The 14,875-nt window shown below is 60.7% G+C and carries 14 protein-coding genes; 5 read left to right on the forward strand and 9 right to left on the reverse strand.

The window, feature by feature from the left end; all coding sequences use genetic code 11:
* Positions 1-44: 44 nt before the first annotated feature.
* The 9 genes from TU79_RS05755 to TU79_RS05795 all read right to left on the reverse strand — a co-directional run bounded on the left by TU79_RS05755 (position 45) and on the right by TU79_RS05795 (position 10,336).
* On the reverse strand, positions 45-1,391 hold the full coding sequence (locus TU79_RS05755) for a carbohydrate porin (protein ID WP_057007124.1): 1,347 nt from the start codon (positions 1,389-1,391) through the stop codon (positions 45-47).
* Between the two features lie 87 nt (positions 1,392-1,478).
* Entirely contained in the window at positions 1,479-2,639 is a 1,161-nt protein-coding gene (locus TU79_RS05760; RefSeq protein ID WP_057007125.1) for an ABC transporter ATP-binding protein, read from the reverse strand.
* A 2-nt stretch (positions 2,640-2,641) separates the two neighbouring features.
* The gene (locus TU79_RS05765; RefSeq protein ID WP_057007126.1) at positions 2,642-3,487 is read right to left on the reverse strand and encodes a carbohydrate ABC transporter permease; all 846 of its coding nucleotides are present in this window, start codon (positions 3,485-3,487) and stop codon (positions 2,642-2,644) included.
* Positions 3,480-4,388 carry a carbohydrate ABC transporter permease gene (locus TU79_RS05770; RefSeq protein ID WP_003237790.1) on the reverse strand — a complete coding sequence of 303 codons (909 nt, stop codon included), beginning with the start codon at positions 4,386-4,388 and terminating at the stop codon, positions 3,480-3,482. The genes TU79_RS05765 and TU79_RS05770 overlap by 8 nt, the downstream gene beginning before the upstream one ends.
* A gap of 92 nt (positions 4,389-4,480) precedes the next feature.
* Positions 4,481-5,767, reverse strand: coding sequence for an ABC transporter substrate-binding protein (locus TU79_RS05775; RefSeq protein ID WP_057007358.1), 1,287 nt, complete (start codon positions 5,765-5,767; stop codon positions 4,481-4,483).
* A 103-nt stretch (positions 5,768-5,870) separates the two neighbouring features.
* The gene (locus TU79_RS05780) at positions 5,871-7,130 is read right to left on the reverse strand and encodes a D-mannose isomerase (protein ID WP_057007127.1); all 1,260 of its coding nucleotides are present in this window, start codon (positions 7,128-7,130) and stop codon (positions 5,871-5,873) included.
* 304 nt (positions 7,131-7,434) lie between these two features.
* Positions 7,435-8,268 carry a hypothetical protein gene (locus tag TU79_RS05785; protein WP_057007128.1) on the reverse strand — a complete coding sequence of 278 codons (834 nt, stop codon included), beginning with the start codon at positions 8,266-8,268 and terminating at the stop codon, positions 7,435-7,437.
* Positions 8,269-8,391: 123 nt separating this feature from the next.
* Positions 8,392-9,390: an NAD-dependent epimerase/dehydratase family protein gene (locus TU79_RS05790; protein ID WP_057007129.1), complete on the reverse strand. Its 999-nt coding sequence runs from the start codon at positions 9,388-9,390 to the stop codon at positions 8,392-8,394.
* 49 nt (positions 9,391-9,439) lie between these two features.
* On the reverse strand, positions 9,440-10,336 hold the full coding sequence (locus tag TU79_RS05795; RefSeq protein ID WP_057007130.1) for a LysR family transcriptional regulator ArgP: 897 nt from the start codon (positions 10,334-10,336) through the stop codon (positions 9,440-9,442).
* Between the two features lie 97 nt (positions 10,337-10,433).
* Between TU79_RS05795 and TU79_RS05800 the strand changes: the two genes are divergently transcribed.
* The 5 genes from TU79_RS05800 to TU79_RS05820 all read left to right on the forward strand — a co-directional run bounded on the left by TU79_RS05800 (position 10,434) and on the right by TU79_RS05820 (position 14,802).
* Entirely contained in the window at positions 10,434-10,835 is a 402-nt protein-coding gene (locus TU79_RS05800; RefSeq protein ID WP_057007131.1) for an ACT domain-containing protein, read from the forward strand.
* A gap of 5 nt (positions 10,836-10,840) precedes the next feature.
* Positions 10,841-11,443 (forward strand): LysE/ArgO family amino acid transporter, encoded by a 603-nt coding sequence (locus TU79_RS05805; RefSeq protein ID WP_057007132.1) that lies wholly within the window; start codon positions 10,841-10,843, stop codon positions 11,441-11,443.
* Positions 11,444-11,620: 177 nt separating this feature from the next.
* Positions 11,621-12,217, forward strand: a complete 597-nt coding sequence (locus TU79_RS05810; protein ID WP_003237774.1) for a superoxide dismutase — start codon at positions 11,621-11,623, stop codon at positions 12,215-12,217.
* A 155-nt stretch (positions 12,218-12,372) separates the two neighbouring features.
* A complete protein-coding gene (locus tag TU79_RS05815) occupies positions 12,373-12,552 on the forward strand; it encodes a hypothetical protein (RefSeq protein ID WP_057007133.1) in 180 nt (59 codons plus the stop codon).
* A gap of 198 nt (positions 12,553-12,750) precedes the next feature.
* Positions 12,751-14,802: a putative bifunctional diguanylate cyclase/phosphodiesterase gene (locus TU79_RS05820; RefSeq protein WP_057007134.1), complete on the forward strand. Its 2,052-nt coding sequence runs from the start codon at positions 12,751-12,753 to the stop codon at positions 14,800-14,802.
* The last annotated feature ends 73 nt before the right edge of the window (positions 14,803-14,875 follow it).

Below are 14,875 nucleotides of genomic sequence, written 5' to 3' on the forward strand. Positions count from 1 at the left end.
TACCCGCAAAATGCGCACAGAGAGAGGAGCTTATCGCAGCAGGGTTAGAACACCGACTGAATTTTCAGACCGGCGACTACCGCGTTGTCGACTTTATCCACGCCACCTGGGTGGGTGACGTATTGCAGGTTGGGACGCACGGTCAGCCAGTTGGTAACGTGGAAGCCGTAGTTGATTTCGTAGTTGTACTCGGTGGAACGCAGTGGCGCGAAGCCTGCCTGGTCGTAGTCGGTGAAGCCGTTGGAGGCATTGACCAGTTCAGCGTTCTTGCGCACATCGTCGTTCACGTGCAGACGCGCAGCGCCAATGCCGATGTCGTCTTTTGGACGTGCATCGAATGGGCCCTTGTACACCAGCATGATCGACTGATAGTTGTCGACCAGGTTGGTTTCCTTGTCGTGGAACGTGGCGTTGGCCGCGATGTTCAGACCACGGGACGCGTCGCCGTTGTGGGTGGTGAGTTGCTGTTGCGCAACGAACCAGTAGCCCTTTTTGCTGCTGTGGGTACGGAAGGCTGCGCCGGTGGTGCCCGCGTCGTTGCCGTTCACGTCTTCACGAACGTCGGCTGCATCGGCCGCGCTCTTGTAGTAGCCCACACGGTATTCGCCCGGCAGGTTGTTGACCTTCGGCGACCAGACCAATTCCACCGGAATCACGGTGCCCTTGGTGCCGCTGCCGCTGAGTTTGAAGCCGTTGCCGTGCTCCAGCTGCGACGGGTTCTGGTTGTAGGCGCCGATCTGCGCATACAGCTCAGGCGTGATGTTGTACTTCACGCGGATGGCCGCCTGGCTGACTGGCCAGTTGTACCAGGTGCTCACGTAGTTACCCACTTGCGAGCCGCAGAACGACAGGTTCTGGAAGTCGCACGGGAAGGTGTTGAAGTCTTCGCCTTCGCCGAAGTAACCGAGTTTCACGTCCAGCTTGTTGTCGAACATCTGGTGCTGGATCCAGAACTGGGTCAGACGCACCATGTGGCCACGGCCGTAGACTTCCATGGACGAACTCAGCGTGCCGGCACGCGGGTCGCCAATACGGTCGTTGGAGATGTTCTGGCCATTACGGTTGGTCAACTGGATCTTGGCCTGGGTGTTGTCCCAGCCCCACAGCTTTTGCAGATCCAGGGCAACGCCCAGACCGAACTGGTCGGAGTAGCGACCGGTCTTGTCGTCGTTGAAGCCGCCGTGGGCGTTGTAGCCCATCTCGCCCACGTAGTCAGCCTTGATGTCGATACCTTGCTCGATCAGCTTGGTACGCTCGCCACCCCAATCGCCGGTCATCCACTTGGAATCGGCGCTGAATGCATCGGCCGCCATCGCATTGGCGGACAATACCAGGGCTGCTGCTGCGGACAGTTGGCAGAGCAGTCGAGTGTTGTTGTGTTGCTTTTTCATCCCTACATCCTCGTCTTTATTGTTATTAAACTGTTCTTATCTAACGCGGTTTTACATTTTTTTAGCTAAAACAACCAGTTACCTGCTTCAGCGGCCTTTGAATTGGGCCACATTATCGACTTGCCCCGGTGAAGGCAATGCAGCAGCCGTGCCCAGGCGCTCGCCGGTTTTGGCGTCGAACAGCAATACCTTGGCCGGATCGAACTGCAGGGTCAGGGTCTCGCCCACCTGCGGTGCCACGTCCGGTGCCAGGCGGCAGCAGACCTTGGTGTCATTGAGCTGCACAAACACCAGGGTGTCCGGGCCGGTCGGCTCGGTCACCTGGACTTCGGCGCGAATGCTCGAAGCGCTGTTGCCCTCGCCCGCCGCCAGCATGATCTGCTCCGGGCGCAGGCCCAGGATCACATCGCGGTCTTCAAGGCCGGCATCGCTGATGTTCAGTGCCAGCTCGCAACGAGCCTGGCCGCTGTCGAGCAGCGCCACCAGACGACCGTCCTTGCGCTGCAGGCGCAGCGGCACGAAGTTCATCGGCGGCGAACCGATAAAGCTCGCCACGAACTGGTTGGCCGGGTTGTTGTAGATCTCTTTGGGCGTGCCGAACTGCTGGATGATGCCGTCCTTCATCACCGCCACCTTGTCGCCCAGGGTCATCGCTTCGATCTGGTCGTGCGTGACGTAGACGGTGGTGGTTTTAAGGCGCTGGTGCATCAGCTTCATTTCGGTACGCATCTCGACGCGCAGCTTGGCGTCGAGGTTGGACAGCGGTTCGTCGAACAGGTAGATCTTCGGCCGACGCGCCAATGCACGGCCCATGGCCACACGCTGTTGCTGGCCACCGGAGAGCTGACCCGGCTTGCGGTTGAGCAGGTGTTCGATCTGCAGCAACTTGGCCACGCGCGCCACTTCGGCGTCGATATCGGCCTGGGCCATCTTGCGGATCTTGAGGCCAAACTCGATGTTCTCGCGCACGCTCATGGTCGGGTACAGCGCGTAGGACTGAAACACCATGGCGATGTCGCGGTCCTTGGGGCTCATGCCGCTGACGTCCTGGTCACCAATCATGATCGCGCCGCCGGTGATGGTTTCCAGGCCCGCGATGCAGTTCATCAGGGTGGATTTGCCGCACCCGGAAGGGCCGACCAGAATCAGGAATTCGCCTTCCTTGATCGACAGTTCGATGTTCTTCAAGGTGTCGGGCAGGCCGGCGCCATAGGTCTTGTTTACATTGCGAAGTTCAAGCGTAGCCATGATTACCCCTTGACCGCGCCGGCCGTGAGGCCGCGCACGAAATACTTGCCTGCGATCACATAGACCAGCAGGGTCGGCAGCCCGGCGATCATCGCCGCCGCCATATCCACGTTATATTCCTTGGCCCCGGTGCTGGTGTTGACCAGGTTGTTCAGCGCCACCGTGATGGGCTGGGAGTCGCCGCTGGAGAACACCACGCCGAACAGGAAGTCGTTCCAGATCTGGGTGAACTGCCAGATCAGGCAGACCATGATGATCGGCGTCGACATCGGCAGAATGATCTGACGGAAGATAGTGAAGAAACCTGCACCGTCCAGGCGGGCGGCCTTGATCAACGCGTCCGGAATGCTCACGTAGTAGTTACGGAAGAACAGCGTGGTAAACGCCAGGCCGTAGACCACGTGCACAAACACCAGGCCTGTGGTGGTACTGGCCAGACCCATCTTGCCGAGGGTGAACGAAGCGGGCAGCAGCACAGTCTGGAACGGCAGGAAGCAGCCGAACAGCAGCAGGCCGAAGAACAGCTGCGAACCGCGAAAGCGCCAGAACGACAGCACGTAGCCGTTCAATGCACCAATCGCCGTGGAGATCAGAACGGCCGGAACCGTGATCTTCAGTGAGTTCCAGAAGTAGCCATCCACCGTGGCCCAGGCCTTGACCCAGCCGATGCCGGTGACCACGGTGGGCCAGCTCAGCAGGTTGCCGGTGCTGATGTCTTCCGGGGTCTTGAAGCTGGTCAGCAGCATCACCACCAGTGGCACCAGGTAGAGCAATACGGCGAGGATCAACACTGCGTAGATCGCGATGCGGCTCAGGCTGATCGCCGGTTTGTTAGCAAGACTAGTCATTACGCTTGGTCCTCAGCTCGGAGTAGAGGTAAGGCACGATGATCGCGAGGATCGCACCGAGCATCAGGATTGCACTGGCCGAGCCCATGCCCATCTGGCCACGGCTGAAGGTGAACGAATACATGAACATGGCGGGCAGGTCGGACGAATAGCCCGGGCCGCCGGCGGTCATGGCCGCGACCAGGTCGAAGCTCTTGATCGCGATGTGCGCGAGAATCATCACGGCACTGAAGAACACCGGGCGCAGGCTGGGCAGCACCACACTCCAGTAAATACGCGGCAGGCTGGCGCCGTCGATCTGCGCGGCGCGGATGATCGACTGGTCGACACCCCGCAGGCCTGCGAGAAACATCGCCATGATAAAGCCCGAGGCTTGCCACACGGCCGCGATCACCAGGCAATAGACGACGCGGTCCGGGTCGATCAGCCAGTCCAGGCGGAAACCTTCCCAGCCCCAGTCGCGCAGCAGTTTGTCCAGGCCCATGCCCGGGTTGAGCAGCCATTTCCAGGCAGTACCGGTGACGATCATCGAGAGCGCCATCGGGTACAGATAAATAGTGCGGATAAACCCTTCGCGGCGGATTTTCTGGTCGAGGAAGATCGCCAGGGTTACGCCGATGACCAGGGTGATACCGATGAACATGCCGCCAAACAGCGCCAGGTTCTTGCTTGCCACCCACCAGCGATCGTTGTCGAACAACCGCTCATACTGCGCAAGACCCGCCCACTTGTAGTTGGGCAGGAACGTGGACGTGGTGAACGAAAGAACAAACGTCCACAGAATATAGCCGTAGAAGCCCACCAGAACGATGAACATGCTCGGCGCCAGCACCAGTTTGGGTAGCCAGCGCTGCAGTGCATCGAACGGCGAGGCCTTGCTGAACACAGCAACAGAACTCATGGGGAAATCCAATAGAAGAATAAAGACAGCTGCAAGTTAGAAGCTACAAGCGGCAAGACACCACTTGCAGCTGTTAACGTGCAGCTTGCAGCTTATTTGGCCGACTTGATCGCAGCACCCAGCTTCTTGGCAGTATCGGCCGGGTCGGCTTTAGGGTCGTTGATGTAGTTGGTCACGACGTCAAAGAACGCGCCTTGCACCGCCAGCGTGGTCGCCATGTTGTGCGCCATGCTTGGCTGCAGACCACCGGACTTGGCGTCCACCAGGAAGTCCTTGGCGGCGGTCTGGGCGCAGGAGTCGAAGCCCAGCTTGTCCATTTGCGTCAGCATGTCAGTGCGCACAGGGATCGACCCCTTGTTGATGCTGAACACTTTCTGGAAGTTTTCACCCAGCACGACTTTGGCGATGTCCTGCTGACCGGCCGCAGTGCCTTTGTCTTTCTGCTTGAACACCGCCAGGGAGTCGATGTTGTAGGTGAAGGCCTTGTCGGTGCCCGGGAAGGCTACGCACTCGTAGTCCTTGCCGGCGACTTTCTTGGCGGCGGTCCACTCGGACTTGGCCCAGTCACCCATGATCTGCATGCCGGCCTTGCCGTTGATGACCTTGCCTGCTTCCAGGTTCCAGTCCTGGCCTTTGCCGTCGACGTCCATATAGGTCGCGACTTTCTTCAACTCGGTGAGCGACTTGATCATTTCCGGACCGGTCAGCGCCGCGTTGTCGAGGTCAACCAGGGCCTTCTTGTAGCCGTCGGCGCCCATCACCGAGAGGACCACGGCTTCGAATACCGTGCTGTCCTGCCAAGGCTGACCACCGTGGGCGAGCGGAATAAAGCCCGCCGCTTTCAGCTTGTCGCCGGCTGCGTAGAATTCTTCGAGGGTGGTAGGGTTTTTGGTGATGCCGGCTTTCTTGAAGACTTCCGGGTTGATCCACAGCCAGTTCACGCGGTGAATGTTCACCGGAACGGCCACGTAGTCACCGTCGTACTTCACGGTATCGGAGACTTTCTTGTCGAGCAGGGAATCCCACTTCTCTTCCTTGGCCACGTCCTTCAGAACGTCGGTGTCGAGCAAACCGGTGGACGCCCATTCCTGGATGTCGGGGCCTTTGATCTGGGCAACGCCTGGCGGGTTGCCGGCGACCGCGCGGCTTTTCAGCACGGTCATGGCAGTGGCGCCACCGCCACCTGCGACGGCACCGTCTTTCCAGGTGAAGCCGTCTTTCTCGACTTGGGCCTTCAAGACATCGACAGCCGCCTTTTCACCGCCCGAGGTCCACCAATGCACGACTTCAACCGTACCTTTGGAGTCGGCGGCAAATGCACTGAGGGGAAACAACGAGGCAACGGAAACAGCTAGGGCGAGGCGATTAATCGCATTCATCTCAATACCTTTTTTGTTGTTATGCATGCAAGTCTGGAGCTTGCGCTGCACGGAGTTTAAACATGGATTTTTCAAGCACAGGTAACAAAGGGATGCACAATTGTCACCACTTGGTGACATGGCCTCCGGCGTCCAATGCGGTCGTCATGCTCGGCGACAACGGCAGTGCAGGCAGCACCACCGCTTGCCAGGCGTGGTACAGGTCCGGTTTGCCACCCCAAATCCTGCTGCCGGGCTGGTTATGCGGGTTGAGTTCGTGATGCCAACTGCCGTGGACACGGTCGATGAACTGAGTTTCGCAGAACTCCCAGAAGCGTCTATACCAAATTTCGTAATGCAGCTCACCGGTACGCTTGAGCAGGGCCTGGGCAGCGGCGCTGGCTTCGGCATGGGTCCAGTGCAGACGCTCGCGCACCACCGGGCGATGGTTCCAATCCAACGTGTAGACAATCCCCGGCGCACCATCCACAGCCCAGGCGTATTCGCAGGCGCTGGCGAACAGACCTTTGGCGTCGCTCACCAGCCAATCCGGCGTGGACAACCCGGCCTGCAGGCGCGCGGCCTCCAGGTGCAACAGCAGCCGCGCCCACTCGAACCCGTGGCCGGGCGTGATGCCGTAGGGACGAAAGCCGTCGGCGGGGTTGTCTTCGTTATAGGCAGGCAGCGGTTTCCAGTGCGCATCGAAATGTTCGATCACCATGAACTGTTTGCCGGCCGCGAAGGTGTGGATCAGCCGTTCGACGATGCGCAGCGCGCGGTCCAGCCAGCGGGTGTCGCCGGTGACATCGGCCAGGGCGAGGAAGGCTTCGGTGGCGTGCATGTTGCTGTTGGCGCCCCGATAGGCCTCGACGTCGCTCCAGTCTCGGGCGAAGGACTCGAGCATCACGCCCTCCTCTTCGCTCCAGAAGAACTGATCGATGATGTGGATCGCGTCGTTGAGCAGGTTTTGCGCGCCGGGTGCGCCGACCACGGTGGCCGAACTGGCCGCCAGGGCGACGAACGCGTGCAGGTAGGCGGCCTTGCCGGTATTGCCATCGCAGGCATTGGCCGCGGCAAACCAGCCACCGTGCTCGCTGTCGCGCAACGGGCCGCTCAGGGCTGCGACACCGTGTGCCACCCGTTCGGCATAGCCGGGCAACCCCATGGCATGGGCCATGGCGAAGCTGTGGGTCATGCGGGCAGTGTTCATGGTTTCAGCGCGGGCGTCGGCCGGCAGTTGGCCTTTGTCGTCGAGGTTGCCAAAACCGTCAGGCAGGCGTGAGGCCTTGGCGAATGACAGCAGGCGCTGGCCTTCGGCGGCGAGCCAGGCGTGATGGGCAGGAGCGTTCAGCCAACTGCTGGCAGGCAGTGGTTGCGTGGTCATGGGTGGCCCTTATTATTTTTTGTGGGATGACCGGAGTCTAAACAAGGGCGCAAAAGGGGCAAGTAACGAAGCGGAAGGTAAATGTCACAGGCTGGTGACATTCTTGAATTCGACCGCAATTCAGGGAGGGAGTAAGCCTGCGTTGATCAAACACAAATAATTTTTTGATTTTAAGCCTGACGTTTCAGGCAAGCCCATTTATGTGAGAGCGCCTGCTTGCCACAACAGGCCCGCTCACCACAGAGGCGCCAGCCCGCTGGGCGATAGCGCCTGGCGGAGCCTCTCACCGCTGACCCGCATCAGGTCACTGACCGCCTCGCGGCGCGTTGAGCTGCTGGCTCAGGGTCTGCACCTGGCTCTGCAGGGTGGTGATATTGCGCGTGGTCTGGATACGGAATACGTCGAACTCCTTGTTGGTGGGCGCATCGACGTTGGCAGGCTGGTTTTCCTGCGCGCTTTTGAGCACCACCATGTCCTGCTCAAGGCGGGCAATGGCGGCCGTCGGGTTGCCCTGCTTTTTCAACGCGGCCACATCAGCCGCCAGCTCCCGGAGCTCGGCATCGCGCTTGCCGGCATCACCCTGCGCGGCCTTGAGGGTCGCCACGGCATCCGTCAGCGCCTGCACCTGGCCCTGCAAGGCGGCATTGGCGCTGGCCAGCTCAGTGGTGCTGGCAGTCATTTGTGCCAGGCGCTTGTCCAGCTCGGTGGCCTGGCCGGCCACGCCGACCTGTTGCTTGCCCTGCTCAAGCAGTTGGGTTTCCAGTTGCTTGATCTGTTGTTTCAGCGCTTCGCTGCCGGTGTTGACGTTGGCTTCACTGGCCACCACTTTGCCGGAAATATCCTGCAGGCGTCCCGCCGCTTCTTCGCTGATGCGCGCGAAACTTTCCTGAGTGGCCACCAGTTGCTGGCCCATCAGGGAGATCTGCTGGAAACTCCACCAGGCAAGGCCGGCAAACGCGATCAGCAGCGCGCCGACCAACGCCCACAAAGGCCCGGTGCTGGCGCTCCTGACCTTGACCACGGGCGCGGGCCGCGAGCGTACGGACGTGGCGGACGTCGGCACGAAATCATCATCGTCCCCGGTATCGGCCCGCAGGCTGGGAACATTGTCGAAATCGTCGTTGGCATCGTTACGCATGAATCAACCCTGAATCGGTGAGATGGCTGGCAAGCCGAGCGACGCGAGTATAAACCGCGCGCCCGCCGCACTGATCGACCCGGAACCGTAAATTCGGTTCCCGATGTGTTGCTGGTTGTGAGCTTATTTGAGTCCCGGATCCTGGGCCTTCCACCAACTGCAGAACTCGTCGAGGGCGGTCCACAGGCTGACCTTGGGCTCATAGTCGAGATAATGCCTCGCCCGGCTGATGTCCAACGTGAAATCTTTGTTCATTACCTGCATGCCCAAGCGCGATAACGCAGGCTCCGGGCGCCCCGGCCACATCGCGCAGAAGGCTTCGTTGAGCGCCGCCACGCTGTAGGACAAGCCGTAGGACCGATAACGGGTCACCTGGGGCATTTCCATCTGGCGCATCACGTAGTTGACCACATCCCATACTGGCACCGGCGTGCCATTGCTGATGTTGTAGGCCTTGCCCAGCGCGGAACCGGTGGCGAGCAAACTGCTGAGCAAGGCTTCATTGAGGTTGTGGATACTGGTGAAATCAACCTTGTTCAGGCCATCGCCGACGATCGCCAGGCGGTTCTTGCGCTGCATCTTCAGCAGGCGCGGGAAGAGGCTCATGTCGCCCGCGCCAGTGACAAATCGCGGACGCAGGGCCAGCACTTCGAGGCCGAATTCCTGGGCGCCGAAGACTTTCTGCTCGGCCAGGTACTTGGTGGCGGCATACGGATGCTTGAAGCGCTTGGGCACCTGCTCTTCGGTCAGGCCCAGGTGGTCGCGCCCGTCAAAGTAGATTGATGGCGAAGACAGGTGCACCAGCCGCCCGACCCGCTGCTTGAGGCAGGCTTCGACGACATTTTCGGTCACCAGCACATTGCCTTGATGAAAGTCCTGGTACTTGCCCCACAACCCGACGGCACCGGCGCAATGCACCACGGCTTCGACGTCGCGGCACAGATGGCGCACCAGCTCGGCATCACTCAGATCACCCTGGATAAACTCGGCGCCGCGCCGTACGAGGTGCTCCACGCTTTCGGCGCGCCGCCCGTTGACCCGCACATCCAGGCCCTGCTCCAGGGCGAAGCGCGCAAAGCGCCCGCCGATGAAGCCGCTTGCGCCGGTGACCAGAATCTTCATGTATTACTCCGCGTTCTTTCGTTTTTCATCGCTGCTACCTTGACGCCCGTCATTCATCCAACGACACCAGCCATTGCCCGCACGACCGGGCCAGATGCTCGGTCAACAGGCCCAACAGTTGCCCGCCGCTGCGCCAATGATGCCAGTACAACGGCACATCGATGGGCTTATCAGGCAACAACTCGACCAACAGGCCACGCTGCAACTGGTCGCGCACCTGCAGTTCCGGCACCAGGCCCCAGCCCAGGCCGGCTTCGGTGAGACGGATAAACCCTTCGGACGATGGGCATAAATGGTGCTCGAAACCGCCATCCACGCCGAGAGATGCCAGGTAACGGTGTTGCAGGAAATCATCCGGACCAAATACCAGCGCCGGTGTGCGCGCCAACTGCTCGGCCTTGACCCCCGCCGGAAAGTGCCGAGTGAGAAAGGCCGGGCTGGCCAGCGCGCGATAGCGCATGGCACCGAGCAGCAGGCTGCGCGCACCGGCCACCGGGCGTTCACTCGCGCAGATACAGGCCGCCACCTCACCGGCGCGCATGCGCTTGAGGCCCACGGTCTGGTCTTCCACCACCAGGTCAAGCAGCAGATGCTGCTCGGCGCAAAAGTCGCTGACGGCCTCGGCCCACCACGTGGCCAGGCTGTCGGCATTCAGGGCGATACGCAGGCGTTCGGGCATGCCCTCCTCGTCCAGAGCGGGCACCTGGCCCTGCAGGTCGCGCTCCAGCAGCCGCACCTGCTGCACATGGTTGAGCAGCCGTCGGCCAATTTCGGTGGGTATAGGCGGCGTGGCCCGCACCAGCACCGGCTGGCCGACACGCGCTTCGAGCAGCTTGATGCGCTGGGAAATGGCCGACTGCGACAGTCCCAGCACCTGAGCGGCGCGTTCGAAGCCGGCCTGCTCCACCACCGCCGCAAGGGCGGATAACAGCTTATAGTCGAACATCAGTTTCTCTAATGAGCGATCAGCAATATTGGTTTTTCTTATACAGCCCATGCAACGAAAATAGCCAGCACTGCCTCTCTTTAACAAGGACCTTCACATGGCTGGCGAAACCGCCCTGGCGACCCTGCTGCGCAGCATGAGCCCTCATCTTAATGACGGCGACTACGTGTTCTGCACCCTGCCCGACAACCGCATCCCGGCGGGTTGCGAGGTGATCGGCAGCTTTCACGAACAGGAAGGCTTGACCCTGATCGTGGAGCGCCTGCAAGCCGAACGGGCCGGGCTGGCCTTCGACTATGTGGCCGCGTGGATCACCCTGAACGTGCACTCGGCGCTCGAAGCGGTGGGTTTGACCGCCGCCTTCGCCAGCGCATTGGGCCGGGCCGGGATCAGTTGCAATGTGATCGCCGGTTATTACCACGACCACCTGTTCGTCGGCCGTACCGATGCGCAACGCGCCCTGCGGGTGCTGCGGCAATTGGCGGCGGACGCGGAGTAACCTCTATGTGGCAAAGCTATGTGAACGGGCTGTTGATCGCCCTCGGCCTGATCATGGCCATCGGCACCCAGAACGCTTTCGTGCTGGCGCAAAGCCTGCGCCGTGAACATCACCTGCCGGTGGCGGCGCTGTGCATCGTGTGCGATGCAATCCTGGTCGCGGCCGGGGTGTTCGGCCTGGCCACGGTGCTGGCGCAGAACCCGCTGCTGCTGGCGATTGCACGCTGGGGCGGCGCGGCATTCCTGTTGTGGTACGGCACCCTCGCCCTGCGGCGCGCGTTTTCAAAGCAGAGCCTGGACCAGGACGAAGGCTTCAAAGCGCGCTCATTGCGCGCGGTGATGCTCAGCGCGTTGGCAGTCACGCTGCTCAACCCGCACGTCTACCTCGATACGGTACTGCTGATCGGCTCACTGGGCGCGCAACAGGCGGCACCCGCAGCGTTCGTGGCCGGGGCCGCGAGCGCGTCATTCCTGTGGTTCGCCACCCTGGCGCTCGGCGCCGCGTGGCTGGCGCCATGGCTTGCACGCCCGGCAACCTGGCGACTACTGGACCTCCTGGTGGCGGTGATGATGTTCAGCGTGGCCTACCAGCTAATAAGCACGCCCTGAAGTTATTTCGAAAGGCTCTGGAACCTCTATCCCACACAGTTGTTGCGTGGTTTTGCCGCACCCCCGGTGCTATGATCCTGCCCCTGCGCCGCAAAGAGTACAAACTCCCCGGCGCTTGTTTGGCCGCCCGTGATCGGCCTTGCGCTCACCGCAACTGACCTGATTAGGAGAATCATCATGGCTTTCGAATTGCCGCCGCTGCCCTACGCACACGATGCCCTGCAGCCGCATATCTCCAAGGAAACCCTGGAGTATCACCACGACAAGCACCACAACACCTATGTCGTGAACCTGAACAACCTGGTGCCTGGCACCGAGTTCGAAGGCAAGACTCTGGAAGAGATCGTCACCTCTTCCTCGGGCGGCATCTTCAACAACGCCGCTCAGGTCTGGAACCACACGTTCTACTGGAACTGCCTGGCGCCAAACGCTGGCGGCCAACCGACCGGCGCACTGGCTGAAGCCATCAATGCTGCCTTCGGTTCCTTCGACAAGTTCAAGGAAGAGTTCACCAAGACGTCTGTCGGCACCTTCGGTTCCGGTTGGGGCTGGCTGGTGAAAAAGGCTGACGGCTCCCTGGCCCTGGCCAGCACCATCGGCGCCGGCAACCCGCTGACCAGCGGCGACACCCCGCTGCTGACCTGCGACGTGTGGGAACACGCCTACTACATCGACTACCGCAACGTGCGTCCAAAGTATGTGGAAGCGTTCTGGAACCTGGTCAACTGGAAGTTCGTGGCCGAGCAGTTCGAAGGCAAGACCTTCACTGCCTGAGTAACGCTTGCAGGATAAAGAGCCCGGCAATTGCCGGGCTTTTTTGTGGGCGATAATACTGGGCAGGATGCGGGACGCATGGAACCAGGCGGTGACAATTTGCCACGCAGGCAGTGAGAGAAATAACTCTCTCATTTCACGCAGGAGAGTTCGCAATGGATCCTATATCGATGGGTATGGCGGCTGTGTCAGCAGTCAAGCCGATACTGGAAAAAGGCATGGACATGATGAGCAAGATGATGGATCAGCAACTGCAAGGTCAAGATCAGGGGCAGGGCAAAATCGGCGAAGACACACACAAGGCCAATTCCATGCAGGTTACCTACAACTCGTAATAAAGCTGATCTTCAAGCGCTCGCCTCACGCCCAAGCGCAGTATCAGAGAGCGGCGGATGTCATCCGCCCTCTTCCCACCGTCCCTCCTTAAGCCGCTTCCGATTGCCCCGGCCCGAATGTTCCTTTGACTGCCATGCGTGGATTGCCAATACTCATGGCATATTGAAGGCCACCCGCATGAGACAAGGAATGCCCCTTTGAAGCTGGAACTCAAAAACAGCTTGTCGGTGAAGTTGCTACGGGTTGTGCTGCTGTCAGCGTTGATCGTGGGCGTGGCACTGAGCGTGGCGCAGATCGTTTTCGATGCTTACAAGACGCGCCAGGCCGTCGCCGGCGATGCCCAACGTATCCTCGACATGTTTCGCGACCCCTCCACCCAGGCCGTTTATAGCCTGGACCGCGAGATGGGTATGCAGGTGATCGAAGGACTGTTTCAGGACGAAGCGGTGCGCACGGCCTCCATCGGCCACCCCAACGAGACCATGCTCGCGGAAAAAAGCCGCCCCCTGGAGCAATCCGCCAGCCGCTGGTTGACCGACCTGATTCTGGGTCAGGAACGCTCATTCACCACGTCACTGGTCGGCAAAGGCCCCTACAGCGAGTATTACGGTGACCTGAGTATCACCCTCGACACCGCCACCTATGGCGAGGGGTTTCTGGTCAGCTCGGTGATCATCTTTATTTCCGGCGTGTTGCGTGCGCTGGCCATGGGGCTGGTGCTGTACCTGGTGTATCACTGGATGCTGACCCGCCCGCTGTCACGGATCATCGAGCACCTGACCTCGATCAACCCCGACCGGCCCAGCGAACACAAGATCCCGCAACTCAAAGGCCATGAACGCAACGAACTGGGCTTGTGGATCACCACCGCCAATCAGTTGCTCGAATCCATCGAGCGCAATACCCACCTGCGCCACGAAGCCGAGTCCAGCCTGCTGCGCATGGCCCAGTACGACTTTCTCACCGGCCTGCCCAACCGCCAGAAGCTGCAGGAGCAACTGGACAGGATCCTGATCGACGCCGGTCGTCGGCAGCGCTGCGTGGCCGTGCTGTGCGTGGGGCTGGATGACTTCAAAAGTGTCAACGAGCAGTTCACCTACCAGACCGGCGACCGCTTGCTGCTGGCCCTGGCCGACCGCCTGCGTGCCCACAGCGGTCGGCTTGGCACCCTGGCGCGCCTGGGCGGTGACCAGTTTGCGCTGGTGCAGGCCGATATCGAGCAACCCTACGAAGCCGCCGAACTGGCGCAAAGCATCCTTGATGATCTGGAAGCGGAATTCGCCCTCGAGCACGAACACATCCGCCTGCGTGCCACCATCGGCATCACCCTGTTCCCGGAAGACGGGGACAGCACCGAGAAGCTGCTGCAGAAAGCCGAACAAACCATGACCCTGGCCAAGAGCCGCTCGCGCAACCGCTATCAGTTCTATATCGCCAGCGTCGACAGCGAAATTCGCCGCCGCCGTGAGCTGGAAAAGGACCTGCGCGAGGCCCTGGGCCGCGAGCAGTTTCACCTGGTCTATCAACCGCAGATCAGCTACCGCGACCACGGTGTGGTCGGCGTTGAAGCGCTGATCCGCTGGCAGCACCCGGAACACGGCATGGTGCCGCCGGACCTGTTTATCCCGCTGGCGGAACAGAACGGCACCATTATTGCGATTGGCGAGTGGGTGCTGGATCAGGCGTGCCGGCAATTGCGCGAATGGCACGACCTCGGTTTCACCGCGCTGCGCATGGCAGTCAACCTGTCCACCGTGCAGTTGCATCACAGCGAGCTGCCGCGGGTGGTCAACAACCTGATGCAGGTCTATCGTCTGCCGCCGGGCAGCCTTGAGCTGGAAGTGACCGAAACCGGCCTGATGGAAGACATCAGCACTGCCGCCCAGCACCTGCTGAGCTTGCGCCGCTCCGGCGCACTGATCGCCATCGATGACTTCGGCACCGGCTATTCATCCTTGAGTTACCTCAAGAGCCTGCCGCTGGACAAGATCAAGATCGACAAGAGTTTCGTGCAGGACCTGCTGGACGATGATGACGACGCCACCATCGTGCGCGCCATTATCCAACTGGGCAAAAGCCTGGGCATGCAGGTGATCGCCGAAGGTGTGGAGACCGCCGAGCAGGAGGCCTATATCATTTGCGAGGGTTGCCATGAAGGTCAGGGCTACCACTACAGCAAGCCGCTGCCGGCACGGGAGCTGGTGGCTTATCTGAAGCAATCGGAGCGCGATCACGCCACGATTCTTTAAACCGACCCGGCGATACTTGATATTTCCCGCGTATAACCCTTTACACAAAATGCAAATCTTTCGCATTATGTCG

The sequence above is a fragment of the Pseudomonas trivialis genome, assembly GCF_001439805.1.
In the GTDB taxonomy this organism is placed as follows: domain Bacteria; phylum Pseudomonadota; class Gammaproteobacteria; order Pseudomonadales; family Pseudomonadaceae; genus Aquipseudomonas; species Aquipseudomonas trivialis.